Annotated in this window: 7 protein-coding genes and 2 pseudogenes; 4 read left to right on the forward strand and 5 right to left on the reverse strand. The window is 38.9% G+C overall.

Translation table 11 applies throughout. From position 1 onward, the window contains the following. Nucleotides 1–67 precede the first annotated feature (67 nt). The 4 genes from PGX00_RS19085 to PGX00_RS19100 all read right to left on the reverse strand — a co-directional run bounded on the left by PGX00_RS19085 (nucleotide 68) and on the right by PGX00_RS19100 (nucleotide 4,020). A complete protein-coding gene (locus PGX00_RS19085) occupies nucleotides 68–793 on the reverse strand; it encodes a YebC/PmpR family DNA-binding transcriptional regulator (RefSeq protein ID WP_272139546.1) in 726 nt (241 codons plus the stop codon). Between the two features lie 77 nt (nucleotides 794–870). Next, a complete protein-coding gene (locus PGX00_RS19090; protein ID WP_272139547.1) occupies nucleotides 871–1,080 on the reverse strand; it encodes a DUF3283 family protein in 210 nt (69 codons plus the stop codon). A gap of 190 nt (nucleotides 1,081–1,270) precedes the next feature. Next, nucleotides 1,271–1,465 (reverse strand): PA3496 family putative envelope integrity protein, encoded by a 195-nt coding sequence (locus PGX00_RS19095; RefSeq protein ID WP_272139548.1) that lies wholly within the window; start codon nucleotides 1,463–1,465, stop codon nucleotides 1,271–1,273. Between the two features lie 566 nt (nucleotides 1,466–2,031). After that, nucleotides 2,032–4,020: a replication initiator protein RctB domain-containing protein gene (locus PGX00_RS19100; protein ID WP_272139549.1), complete on the reverse strand. Its 1,989-nt coding sequence runs from the start codon at nucleotides 4,018–4,020 to the stop codon at nucleotides 2,032–2,034. Nucleotides 4,021–5,155: 1,135 nt separating this feature from the next. Here PGX00_RS19100 and PGX00_RS19105 point away from each other — a divergent pair. The 4 genes and pseudogenes from PGX00_RS19105 to PGX00_RS19120 all read left to right on the forward strand — a co-directional run bounded on the left by PGX00_RS19105 (nucleotide 5,156) and on the right by PGX00_RS19120 (nucleotide 11,292). Next, a pseudogene (locus PGX00_RS19105) lies at nucleotides 5,156–6,390 on the forward strand (ParA family protein). Between the two features lie 6 nt (nucleotides 6,391–6,396). Beyond that, nucleotides 6,397–7,367, forward strand: a pseudogene (locus tag PGX00_RS19110) (ParB/RepB/Spo0J family partition protein). A 76-nt stretch (nucleotides 7,368–7,443) separates the two neighbouring features. Continuing rightward, nucleotides 7,444–9,450 carry a GNAT family N-acetyltransferase gene (locus PGX00_RS19115; RefSeq protein WP_272139550.1) on the forward strand — a complete coding sequence of 669 codons (2,007 nt, stop codon included), beginning with the start codon at nucleotides 7,444–7,446 and terminating at the stop codon, nucleotides 9,448–9,450. 162 nt (nucleotides 9,451–9,612) lie between these two features. Beyond that, on the forward strand, nucleotides 9,613–11,292 hold the full coding sequence (locus PGX00_RS19120; protein WP_272139551.1) for a DUF342 domain-containing protein: 1,680 nt from the start codon (nucleotides 9,613–9,615) through the stop codon (nucleotides 11,290–11,292). A 62-nt stretch (nucleotides 11,293–11,354) separates the two neighbouring features. Here PGX00_RS19120 and PGX00_RS19125 read toward each other — a convergent pair whose 3' ends face one another. Continuing rightward, entirely contained in the window at nucleotides 11,355–13,469 is a 2,115-nt protein-coding gene (locus PGX00_RS19125) for a type I secretion system permease/ATPase (protein WP_272139552.1), read from the reverse strand. Between the last annotated feature and the right edge of the window lie 4 nt (nucleotides 13,470–13,473).

The following is a 13,473-nucleotide window of genomic DNA, read 5'->3' on the forward strand; positions in this document are numbered from 1 at the left end:
ATTTTGGCAAAAAAAACCGGGTGATAATCACCCGGCTAATTAATACGTTGGTTTTCTAGGTTAGGTATTATTCTGCGTCTAACTCAGCATTGTGATAAACTTGTTGCACATCATCAGAATCGTCAAGCATATCCAAAAACTTTTGGAACTTAACAGCATCTTCTCCGGTCACTGGCGTCATTGTTTGAGGTACGAAAGTAATTTCTTCTACATCAAGCACTAAATCAGCAAACTCATTATTGAGAGCCGTTTTTACTTTAAAAAATTCTGTATGAGGTGCGAATACAGTTACAACACCATCTTCAAGTTCGATATCCGTTACGTCAACATCTTGCATCATCAGCGCTTCTAATATCGCGTCTTCGTCATCACCGTTAAACTGGAATACCGCTTGGTGGTCAAACATATGTGATGTTGTACCTGGACTACCAATTTTTGCACCCGTTTTAACAAAACACTGGCGTACATCTTGAAAAGTACGGTTTCCATTATCGGTAAGGCAGTCAACAATGACGCTTGCACCACCAGGTGCGAACCCTTCATAACGAGCTGGTTGATAATCTTCACCACCGCCACCTGTTGCTTTATCGATCGCTTTATCAATGACATGGGCTGGTACCTGATCTTTCTTTGCTTTTGCGATCAAGTGCTTTAGCGAGAGATTCATGTCTGGATCTCCACCGCCATTTTTGGCGCACATGTATATCTCTTTACCATACTTGGAATAAACTTTTATTTTCGCGCCTTGTGTTTTTGCCATTGACGCCTTGCGCACTTCAAAACTTCTTCCCATTGGGATCTTCTCTCTGCTTCAATTTATTTGACGAATTTTAGCAAAATGTGAATTCAATTTGCTATAGAGCTGGAGGGTTATGCCACTCCCATAACTCTTTTGTATTTTGCTACTGATTGCTCAAACCATTCTTTTTCAGCTTCTTTTTTGAGCTTTTCTCTTTGCGTGAACATCTCATTAGGGCCTATTTTAGCCTGCTTTAATTGCCAAACCAAATACGACGCTTGTTTATCAATCTCTATCTTATTTTTTTCTTCCACGGGGAGCAAAGATAAATTAACTGGCATGATGAATCTCAGTAGAGTTTATTTTGTGGTGCTGCAATATATCACAGGGAGAGGAAACGAGTGAATACTCAAGATTAATGAAACGCATAAATATAAAAAACACATCTCTTTTATACAAAAAGATTCTGGCATTCTGTTAAATCAGGGGCGGCAATCACGCCGCCCTTGTAAATTTGCATTCAAGATACAATCAATGGAGTAATCCTAGTTCCTCAGCTTCTTCCAATGTTAAACCGCTTTCTCGAATTTCGCGCATCGCTTCAATACGACGACGAGCTTCAGCTGATTTAATCTGTTTTTTTGATTGCTTGGCATCTTCTTCCTTGAAGTCCCAATTGGATGCTATGTTTGCCATTTCATCATGATCAATAGAATTAATAGACATAAATACCTCCGATTAAAACCATGTCCGGGGACACACCTTATGTAGCAAACGCTATAATCATTGTTAAGTAAAACAATCTCAGAATGTGAACTACTACAGAGTTCTTTAAACAAAATTATATTTCTATCATTAGGGCTTTGATTATCTGATTTTTTGCATTTACTTTTGAGAATCGCACTAAAAACTCTTTCCAGATCTGATCCTCGATCCCCGTGAGTCTTATATCCAATCTCTTACACTACCTGCATAAAATTATAGTCGATTTTCTAGGCTAGGCATCTAATGAATCGTGTGAACGATTAAAAAGTGCTATCAATCACTAACAAAGAGCAAAAATTGCGGAACGATGATCAAGGAAATTATAGTCGTTTGAACAGCTTTCGTTGAATTTAGGACAAAAAAATAGCGAGTTTCGCAACTCGCTAAAAATTCAAAATGAATGTAACAATATGAGCCATATCTATCGATTTCATTAGAAATGATAAAAGGTTGTCTATTCGTTTTTAACTATAACTAACCGACAGCTTTTAATGTCAGAAAAACGTAAATCTTGTGTCCGAAGTAAATCAAATACCAATGGCAACATCATCTAAAGTTCTAAATACTTCTTCATCAATATGTCCGTCATAAACCGATTTACACACTTTTTTTCGCACCGCTAAAGCTGAAATAAGCTTTTCGATCGAAAGGTGTTTAGAAGATGATTGAGAGTTATATAACTCAATGGTCTTACTTAACACTTGATAGCTTACGATATTATCAGCGACTCGAAGCCAATCAAGCTTTGCTATAAGCTCCTCACACTCATCTTTTATTGAGGAAGGAGAATGCCCTGTCATGGCAGAAAGCGCTGTGATGCTGCGTTCTAGGGCCTCTGGTGAGGTATATTTAGATAAAGTAATAGTCAACTCGTCAGCGTTAACCTCTACAAGGTGTTTCCGTAATTTAACTCTACGGCCCAATTTACCTCTCGGTTGTCGCTCTTTACGTTGAATTGGCTCAAATTCTCCATCTATTATTTCAGATAACTCTTCAAGTTTTTGTTTAGATACCATCTCGTTTCTTAGCGGATTAGGAAGAGTCGGAGCCATATTTCTTTTTCCGGCATTCGTCGTTCGCGCGCGAGAAAAACGTAACACTTCTTCCACATCACATTTGATATCTACCTGATAATCTGAAATCTTGCCTTTGGCTTCTAACATTGAGATTGTTAAATGGTAACCCCATAAATTAACAGTGAAGTATGTTTCTAGAATGGGTTCATCAGATAATTTTTTTAACTCTCTAATGAGCTCTGATGAAAAACGTCTCCATTCAATATTTCGTGCAAGCTTTTGGTTTAAATCACTTAGAAGCATACTATCGGTATATCTTCTAGACATACGACTACGAAAATATGAGTACAATTGGAAAACCAATGTATGTTGCTTAAGAATTTCTGGTGGGAACAAAAAGAAGTAGTCTTTTGTTAGAAGTTCTTCATAAAAAGAAGGCTCCCAAACTAGTATGTAGAGATTGGGTTTTATTTTGATTTCACCCGCCGCATTCTCTGATGGGGCTTCTTCCGATGCTGTAATAGTTCGAGCTAAAAACCGGAATCTATCACTTTTAAAACCTTCGGGCATGTTTTCACTTAGCCAGCGACCTGCCAACTCATGGAGCTGAAAGTCTGTATACTCAATTCTATCTATACTCTCTCGAATTGAATCACGCGCAGGACCACTGTCTTTCTTGCCTCGCATAGATAAGATATCTGTAATATATAAAGGTGTTTTATTTGGCGCTTGCTTAATATTAATTTGATACTCTTCTTGATGATGCTCATGGTATTGCACCGTTAGAGTAAATAACGCGAATAATGTCATTAGATCATCAACAGTCATAATGTTTTTGGACGATCTTGTTTCAATGATAGCTCTAGATCCTGAAATTGAAACCATAGATTTTTGGTAGTTTTTTCTAGTTCTTGGTGGGGCTAGAGCTTGATCTATGATACCTGCCCAATTGGCAGGAGAAACGACAAATTGATCAGCTTCATCCTTAAGCCCTGGTGGAGTTTGTAGCCCATATTCGGTAAGTAAACGTTTATTTACTTGAGTTTGAGCTAACGCCTTTGATCTTTTTTGTTTTTCAGTTTGTTTGGTACTCTCAGTCATCAGGCTAGTTGCACCTAATACCGATACTAGTTGACTTGGATTAACAAATATATGAAGCATAGTTTTACCGGCTAAACCTTCTTCAAATCTGACTGGAATTTGTTGGAATAACCCTATATTGACCGCTGCTCTTAATCGTTGTTGTATTGCGGCCCTAGTTAAATGTCTATCCGTCGCTTCAACGATCTCAGTTGTTGAAACATAGCCATCTTTGCTAGCAAAACTGCGTAAAGAAATTAAATTAAGTAATTCTACTATACTTTTAGTCACCCCTTTGAAGTGTTGATATTGTTCGATCCAATCAACGGCGAGCTCTGATACTGCAAACAAATGCCCATCTTTATGAGTCCTTGGCAATTTTATGAGTAACTTGTCATCGGGTTTAACTTTAGGGTTCACTAATCATCATCCGTAATATTACTATCGTTCCAAAAGAATAATGAAAAATAGATCATAAAGAAAGAAATATTTATGCTTATTTAAATAACTGATCTTAGTGATTAAAGTGATCTATATTGATTAAGTGATCTAATGATCTGAATGGGTTTTTAGGTGTAAGTTATTGTTAAATAGCTTGTTAATTTCTCACAGCTTAGAAGCATGATCAAGGGGCATTCAGATCGATGATCAACAAATCTATTGAACAATGATCAAAGAAGTTGGAAACGATGATCATTGAAGTAACGAATCAATGATCATTAAGTGAGCGGAAATATGATCATGATTCTTGTACAGGTTATCCACAGAACTAGAGTCATATTAGCTGAATATGAATTTTATCGGGTGCAAAATTTGCTAAGTAACCTTTCAGAAGCATGATCAAGGATGGTTTAATGTCATTAACGGTTGTAATTTCTACAAAGTATTTTCCAATCTTAATAAATAGGTGAGATATGTGTATTGGGCTTTTCTATTTGTATTTACGAAACGATGATCAAGGGGGAAATTTCTTCCAATTTATCATTGCTTGTCGGTTGTAAGTAAGGTCGCTTTGGTTTGACTCTATATTGAATAAGCATTTCCCGTAATTTACAGAGAGTATTATATAGTTCCGGTGTTTTTACTTACTTGATCATTGATCCGGTGTTGGATCGCGATATTTATGGTTTATACGATGATTAATTGGGTCTAATTTACCCTTGATCATTCTTCCTAACCCCATTTTTTATTAGGAACAATGATCAAGCTAAATCCCTGATCATCGTTCCGTGTGAATAATAGTACTTGCAGTTGTATTATTTCGTTGAGTTATTCGAATTTACACGAACCGTAAGTTAGTGGCGTTATTATATCGTTCCGATATTTTTGTTTTTTTACACTGTAAATGAGTGACGCGGTAACACTTTTATTCTTAGCTGGTTTGAGTAACAAATATTTGGTGAATGTGGACTTGATAATTCTATTTTTACTGCTTAATAGAGTATGTCTGGTTAATAATTGTGATATCACTCTAAAATGAATGTTCAGCTATTTATTGTTTATCATCATTTTTTATGTACAATAATGACAAACCATTTTGTATGGATTATTGCTGATGAAACGAGAAGAAACAATTGAAGACCTGTATAGGTTGGCTGAACAGACTAAGCAAGTTCAAGCTGATCGAATAGAGATTGTTCTGGAAGAAAGAAGTGACGAACATTTCCCCCTATGTCTAAAGCACTTATGGAGACTCGATCTGGGTTAACACGAAGAAAGTTAGATGATGCTATTAATAAATTAGAGGCGGAAGGTCATCAGTTCACTAAGAATAATGCCAATCATTATTCTATTTCGTTAGTGGAAGCGCACATGCTGATGGACGCTGCAGGTGTACCTAAGTTCCATGAGCGAAAATTGCCTCGCGCAACTAAACCTAGCATCAATAACAAACCTTGGGTAATCAATGTACAGAACCAAAAAGGCGGTACTGGTAAGTCTATGACTGCCGTACATCTTGCTGCTTGTCTTGGGTTAAATTTAGATAAGAGATACAGAATTTGTTTGATAGATCTTGACCCTCAAGGGTCATTACGCCTGTTTCTTAATCCTCAAATAAGCACGGAGGATCACGATAACATATATTCTGCTGTAGATATCATGCTCGATAATGTGCCTGACGGGACTGTTGTAGATAGAGAATTTCTAAATAAGAACGTTTTACTTCCTACGCAATACCCAAATTTAAAAACAATTTCTGCCTTTCCAGAAGATGCGATGTTCAATGCTGAGGCTTGGCAACACTTATCGCAGAATCAATCATTGGACATTGTTTGCTTACTTAAAGAAAAGCTTATTGATCCGATTTCTGACGATTTCGACATTATAATGATTGATACAGGGCCCCATGTCGACCCGTTAGTTTGGAATGCAATGTATGCGTCCAACGCGTTATTAATTCCTTGCGCAGCTAAGCGTTTAGATTGGGCCTCGACGGTCAATTTTTTTCAACACCTACCGACAGTGTACGAAATGTTTCCTGAAGATTGGAAGGGCTTAGAGTTTGTCAGATTGATGCCGACTATGTTTGAGGATGACAACAAAAAACAAGTATCAGTATTGACGGAAATGAATTACTTGCTGAATGATCAAGTAATGATGGCTACTATTCCTAGAAGTCGTGCATTTGAAACTTGTGCAGATACCTACAGTACGGTATTCGACCTTACAGTTGGTGATTTTGAAGGTGGTAAAAAAACATTACACACAGCTCAAGATTCGATACAAAAAGCAGCACTAGAGTTAGAGCGTGTACTACATAGTAACTGGAATTCACTTAATCAGGAGTAATCAACGATGGCAATAAAAACTTCTGAGTTAAACGCGAAATTATTTGGTAAAGCCAACAAGCGCCGCGCGACAACTCCTCAAGAAGCACAGACAGCGGCAAAAGAGAAAGCCCAAACTATTGAACTAAGTGTTGCTGGCCAAGAGGTTGTTGAATTTGAACTTGTTCAGATTCCTTCAGATGATATTGAAACTGAAACCACAGTATTTGCTAAAAATGCCCGTGAGCAGTCTTTCTTAAATGAACATGCGCTGTCGGATGTACTTGTTACATTAAAAGAGCGTGGTCAACAATATCCGGCTGTCGGGCGCAGGACAAATGACGGTAAAATAGAAGTGTTGGATGGAAGCCGTCGTCGTATGTCATGTATTTTAGCGAAAAAAACTTCCTGATTTACGTTGCGGAACAGATTGGTCCCGAACACGCTAAGTTTCTTTCTGACGTTGCTAATGCACACAAGCCACTTTCTCTTTATGAACGTGGTAAGGAGATGCTAAACAAGTTAGAAAATGGAGAAGCAAGCGATCAAAAAGCATTGGCTCAAATCTTTCAATGTAGTGAGGCATTGGTAAGTGGAGCGCTCAAGGCTGCTTCTTTGCCATTAGAGTTATTGCAAGCCTACCCTAACGTTAGTGAATTAGGCCGCCCAACCATTGTTAAGTTACATAAACAGTTCAACGAATTGGACGATGATGGTCGCGTGGTATTACTGCAAAAGTGCAAATCAAAAGAAGGTTTCATGTGGCAGAGAAGTGAGGCTCAAGGCGTCGCGCGTCTTACGAAAGATGTTACTGAACATATTGAAAGTTGGATAGAAGAACTTGTGCCTAAAAAGCCAGAGCCAATAACAAAAAAAGAGCTAATCAAAGGTAAAGCGTCATATACCCGTAAGGGAAGCAATTTGGCTATAAACCTAAAGAAAGTAGATGACAATGTAATGCAAGACATTTTGTCGTTTATCGAATCCAAACTAAATTAAAACATAAAGGCCGCGTTAGCGGCTTTTTTTTGCGCTGTGATAACATAAAGCATCGTTTTTAACCGGTATTTGCAAGATGAATTCTCCCCTATCTTATCTTCAGTCTTTGATTTCAGTAGCGAAAAATAACGGACATCGTTATTTGGTGAGGTTAAATGGAGAAGAAGAATGGCAAGATAAACTATTAGAGAGCGTTGTTACTAGTTACGAACCTGAACTGTGCTTTAAACTAGGTGGCAGAGCCCTGGTAGGTAGTGAATTACTTAACTTTAAGAGAGGTTCGCAATTGTTAGGTAGAAACGTTGAATGTCTTATCTATGATGACAAAGACGGGTTCGATGCTAACAGTTTTACTGCCGCCTCAGGTGCACTTGCTGGAGGTGGGATATTGTTTCTTCTGCTCTCAAACAAAAACAGTGCATTTTATCGTTGGTTAGATTTAGCGTTGACCGAGACAATAACGCTTAAGCAATACACCCCAACTCCCTCTTTACCACGTTTTGTTAATTTTTATGAACCAAGCGCTAGATTTGATGAGCAAGAAGGGGCCATTCATCTTATTAAAAAGGTTTTTAGTGGGCGTCGTAAAAGGCCTCTTATATTAACGGCCGACAGAGGAAGGGGTAAGAGTTCTGCTCTTGGAATCGCGGCAGCACAACTTATCAATAGCTCTCAAGCCAAAATTGTTGTCACGGCTCCGTCGCGAAAAGCGGTTGATCCAGTGTTCACTCATGCTAAACAACATTTGCACTCTATTTCGTATGAGGGCAAGAATGCTCTTCTCTTCAATGAGTCGTTTATTCAGTTTGTGTCACCAGATGAGTTAATCCGAACGGATGTTGAATGTGATGTTGTTTTAGTTGATGAGGCTTCGGCAATACCCGTTTCTATGTTACAGAAACTGATTTCAAAATATCATCGTATGGTCTTTTCTTCGACTATTCACGGATACGAGGGGTGTGGTCGTGGATTTACGGTGAAGTTTTTCAAATGGTTAGATGAGAATAGGCCGGGCTGGAAGAAGTATCACTTACAGCAACCAATACGCTGGAAAACTGGCGACCCTCTCGAATCATGGGTTTTTAACACCTTTTTGCTCGATTCAGAAATGCCTTTTATTAGCCATGGTTATCTCACGGATGAAACTCAGTTTACGTGTGTTAAAAAAGAGAGATTATTGCAATCCCCAGCTCTGTTTAAGCAGATTTTCGCTTTACTGGTAAGTGCTCATTACCAAACCTCTCCCAATGATATTATGCAGATATTGGACGATGATACGGTTCATCTTTTTATATATGAAGTGTCTAGTCAAGTCGTGGGTTGTATCGTTGCAAAAATCGAGGGTGAGTTAGCTCCTGAACTGATAGATGATGTGTTGCTAGGTAAAAGGCGACCTAAAGGACATTTATGCCCAGTAGTTCTTGTAGGAAAAATGGGTTTTTCTAAAGCCGCTGAGGCTCGATCTTTACGAGTTATGCGAATTGCGGTTGCTCAAGACTGTCAGAACCTTGGCATTGGAAGCAAAATGTTGTCATTTTTGAAAAGTCAAAACGAGGTTCAATTTGATTTCGTTTCTACTAGCTATGGCGTAACGGAGGAGCTTTATCGATTTTGGGTTGCTAACGAGTTTTATCCTGTACGTCTTGGTTCAAGCCTAGATCAAGCTAGTGGCACATATTCAATTCTAATGTTGAGTTCCATTGTTAAGAATGATTGGGAAGAACAGGTCAGAAATAGATTTCCTCAGGACTTCGTTGCGTTATTGCCTGAGGGTTTTAAAGACCTACCTGCTTTACTAGTATTAAATTTATTGAAGTCTAGCCGACCAATGGCCCTCCCAGTTTTAAAGGCTCAAGTCCAACTTGTAAGGTCATATATCCAAGGTGGTAGTGGGTATGAAAATATCGCTTACACAGTTTGCCAATTGCTGATAGAAAATATTGCTCATAAGGATATCCATCCTATTTTGGTTACTAAGATCTTACAAAAGAAATCGTGGACAGATATAGTTGAAATATATTCAATGAGTGGGAGAAAACAAGCAGAGTGCCTGTTTAGAAAGAGCATCGAAATTTTGGTTTAATTTACAGTGTAAACTGTTTTGAGATTTACAGTGTAAATCAAATAATCAATAAATTTATAAATAAAAAAGTGATTCAAATATGATTTCTTCGCAAAGTTTAGCAAAGTGTCTCATACTTTAAGATAAACTCATTATATCTAATGAAGTGAGCTATGTTCTAAAATGTGGAAAGAGTTAACTCGATTATCGGAAGATTCTAACAGCGTTATTGCGCAACTCCCTCGAGGTGAGGAAGTTGGTCCTACGTTTAGCATTGATGGCCTTGATAAAGTTCTGGTTCAACTAGAAGCTGGCAGTTTTTATTATGATGATGAAGCTGCCGGTAGATTTGTGCGAGCTGCTAGAGAAAATAAAAAATCGGCATTTGAAGGTATTGTAGTTGCCTTTAGAAAAGATGCTGAGGTGAAAGTCGAATTATCAGATAGCGATATGTTAGCGACTATGTTTGTTACAGGGCCTTATGGGGGAAAACAAATTAGTGCTGTCGACATTATGCAAGCACTTGCCACTTTTCATGTAACAAAAGGTATTAATAAACTTGCGCTTAAAAAGATACTCTCACTTAGTACTGACCTTCCAAAAGGGCAAGTCATCGAACAACCAGTTGCTCGGGGGTTGCAACCGGTAAATGGTAAAGATGCTCAGTTTGTGCCTTTAGTTGAAGATGCTAGCACTAGAATATTAGCACCTCAAGAAGCCAATAAAAAAACTCACCAAGTTGATATGAGGAATCTTGGGGAAACCATAACGGTTGAGCAAGGAGTGGCGATTATGAAACGCGTCCCTGCAACAAAAGGTAAGCCTGGTTATACCGTTATGGGTGTGTCAATTCCCCCTCAACCGGGAACTGATAAATTACTAAAAGAAGGGAAAGGGTCTAATCTCGATAGGGATAACCCCAATTTATTACGTGCAAGCCAATCGGGAATGCCAATTATTAGAGAGTCTACAATAGATGTAGATCCTTCATTGGTTCTGAAAAATGTTGATGTATCAACAGGCCATATTAAGTTCAAAGGTAGTTTGGTTGTATCTGGAAATATTGAACCTGGGATGGTCGTTCGTGCAACCGGATCTGTAACGGTTGGAGGGTTTATTGAATCGGCTGATGTTCAAGCCCAAGAAGATATCATCGTAGGCAAAGGCATTATCGGACACGCGGTAGATGAAGGTGAAGATAAAGCCTGTATTGTTAAGACAAATGGAAACATCAAATCTAAATATGCTCAGTTTGCATTTCTTCAAGCTATTGGTGATATAGAGCTGGAGCTTCATTGTATGAGCTGTATTGCGATGTGCACTGGCGACCTTACAGTCAAAGATGCTAACGATAAGCACGGAACTCTCAGTGGCGGTATTGCAAAAGCGGGCGGCAAAGTAGAATGTCTTAATTTAGGTGTCGAAGGCGATACTGCAACGAAGGTACAAGCCTTTGTCAGATACAATAAATATAAACAGGGTTTAGCCGAACTGAAAGAGCGTTACAAGTTCGTTCAAGATAAAACCATGGACGCCATTCGTAGTGAAATGGAGTTAATGAAAAGACCAAAAGAAGAACGTTCCGAGCAAGAAATTGCTCAGATTCAGAATTTGAAGAAAAAGAATAACTTATTGATTGAGCAGACTAAGGGAAAAATAGAAAACGCAGAATTAGAGCTCGAACGTTTACTGGAGAGAAATACGATAAAAGCCAATAAAGTGTTTACACGGGTGTCTATTCAATACGGTGATGAAACGTATTTAACAAAGCATGAAAAAGGCGTTAGTGTTTTTTCATTTGACCAATATAAGATTCATTGCCGAACAATGGTAGAAGGTGTCGAGCAAGACGAAGAGCTTTGATATAAAAAAAGAGGATGCTTAAGCATCCTCTTTTTTTAAGTAGAAAGTAGTTGTTCTAGCGATTAGCTAACCGTTCTAACTTTACCTTGCTTTAGGTCGTTAAGTACTTGAAGTTTTGGACCATCGGCAATAATACAGCCTTTTTCCATCACGATAATCCTATCAACGATGTCTAGCATAGATGTTTTATGCGTAATAAGAATTAGCGTTTCGTCTTTTCTCATTTGACCGAGCTGATTTTTGATGTGCATTTCTGTGCGATTATCCATTGCACTTGTTGGTTCATCCATCAATAGGACGGGTGGGCGACCTAATAATGCACGAGCAATCGAAACGGATTGGCGCTGACCTCCAGAAAGTAACAACCCACCTTCGCCAACTTGCCTTTCAAGTCCTGCGGGGTCTTGTTGAGTAAATACAGTCACTCCTGCACGATTGGCTGCATCCATCACTTCTCTATCATCGACTAACGTTTGGCCTAACGTAATGTTGTCTCTGATAGAACCGAAGAATAGTGTGCTTTCTTGCGGAACGCAGCCTATATTGCGTCGTACGTCGACATGGTGTAATTGGGCTATATCCGTATCATCTATGCGGACATGGCCTTCTGTAGGCTGATATAAGCCCATAATAAGGCGTTCAAGAGTCGTCTTTCCGGAACCAATGCGCCCAATTATCGCTACTTTCTCACCGGGTTCAATCGTAAGGCTAAGGTCTCGAATAGATGCGATGGCAGACTCAGGATAATGGAAAGTCACTTTATCGAGCTCTATTTTCCCTTTAATGATAGGTCGGTGAATGTAACGTTTGCCCTCTTCTTGCTCATCAGGCATTGCCATTACTTGCTCGATGATCGTCATTGATGATTTAGCTTGGTTATAACGAGTCGAGAGTAAGGAAAGCTGTACTAGAGGACCGATCGCTCGACCACTCAGCATCGTAGCCGCGATTAATCCACCCATCGTAAGATCCCCATCGGCGATCAAATAGACACCGAATATTATCATACCTATATTGCAAGATTGCTGAACGAATCCTGCCATATTTTGAATTGTGTCAGTGATTCTTCTTGTTTTAATGTTCCAATTTGCCATATGAGCAACCGCTTCTTCCCAGCGATATTGGAACTGACTTTGAGCACCAAATAACTTAACCGACTCCAACCCGGCAAGACTCTCTATCAAGTTGGCGTATTTTTGAGAAGCCAATCGAGATCCTTCTTCAATACTTTGTTTCAAAGGAGCCTGAATTAATAAAGAGTGGATGATTAAAATGATTACACCCACTATTGGGATAATGACTAGATTGCCGGCAAGCAACCAAATAATGACTAAAAATAGCAGAGCAAAGGGTAGGTCGATAAGGGCAGACATTGTGGCAGAGGTGAAGAACTCTCGAATGGATTCAAACTCTTGTAGGTGTCTAGCAAAAGCGCCGACGGATGGAGGTCTAGATTCCATCCTAATACCCATTACTTTACTGTATAACTTTGACGATATCAGGATATCGGATTTTTTACCTGCAACATCGATGAAGTAACTTCGTAGCAGTTTAAGTACAAAGTCAAAAATAAAAACAACGAATATTCCAGAAGCGAGAACCCATAAAGACTCAAAAGCTAAGTTTGGTACTACCTTGTCGTAAACGAGTCGAGTAAACATTGGCGCGGCAATTGCGAACATATTCACAAGAATTGATGCGATCAAAACATCTCGGTAGATATGCTTTGAAGCAAACAATGTGCTCCAGAACCAATGTCCTTGACGTGTTTTCAATATTTCAGGTGAGCGTTCATCGTATCTGAACTGTTTTTTTACTAAGAAATAACGGCCGCTGTATTGCTGGGTCAGTTCTTCAACGGGTATAGATACGGGCATCATGTCTGAATCAGAGGTAACCACTTCTGCTTCGCCATCTTTACTATTGATGCTAACTAATACAACGGCATCACCCTCCTTAAGAAGGAGTACTGCAGGTAAAATTAGTTCTGATATTTCGTTAAATGGCGTTCTATTTTCTTTCGCAACTAACCCTGCTCGCTCCGCAGATCGGGGAAAAAGAAATGGGGTTAGTAAGCCATCAGATAAAGGTAATCCATTAATTAGTGCGTCTGGGGAATTTGCCAAACCGTAATAACGACTGATATAAATCAGAGAATTTAAAAGTGGATCTCGCATTCAA

It is taken from the genome of Vibrio algarum (assembly GCF_028204155.1).
GTDB lineage: Bacteria > Pseudomonadota > Gammaproteobacteria > Enterobacterales > Vibrionaceae > Vibrio > Vibrio algarum.

Bases quoted from the DNA above. Each gene is read 5' to 3' on its own strand.
- PGX00_RS19085 (WP_272139546.1), bottom strand. From the start codon at position 793: ATGGGAAGAAGTTTTGAAGTGCGCAAGGCGTCAATGGCAAAAACACAA.
- PGX00_RS19090 (WP_272139547.1), bottom strand. From the start codon at position 1,080: ATGCCAGTTAATTTATCTTTGCTCCCCGTGGAAGAAAAAAATAAGATA.
- PGX00_RS19115 (WP_272139550.1), top strand. From the start codon at position 7,444: ATGAATTCTCCCCTATCTTATCTTCAGTCTTTGATTTCAGTAGCGAAA.
- PGX00_RS19095 (WP_272139548.1), bottom strand. From the start codon at position 1,465: ATGTCTATTAATTCTATTGATCATGATGAAATGGCAAACATAGCATCC.
- PGX00_RS19120 (WP_272139551.1), top strand. From the start codon at position 9,613: ATGTGGAAAGAGTTAACTCGATTATCGGAAGATTCTAACAGCGTTATT.
- PGX00_RS19125 (WP_272139552.1), bottom strand. From the start codon at position 13,469: ATGCGAGATCCACTTTTAAATTCTCTGATTTATATCAGTCGTTATTAC.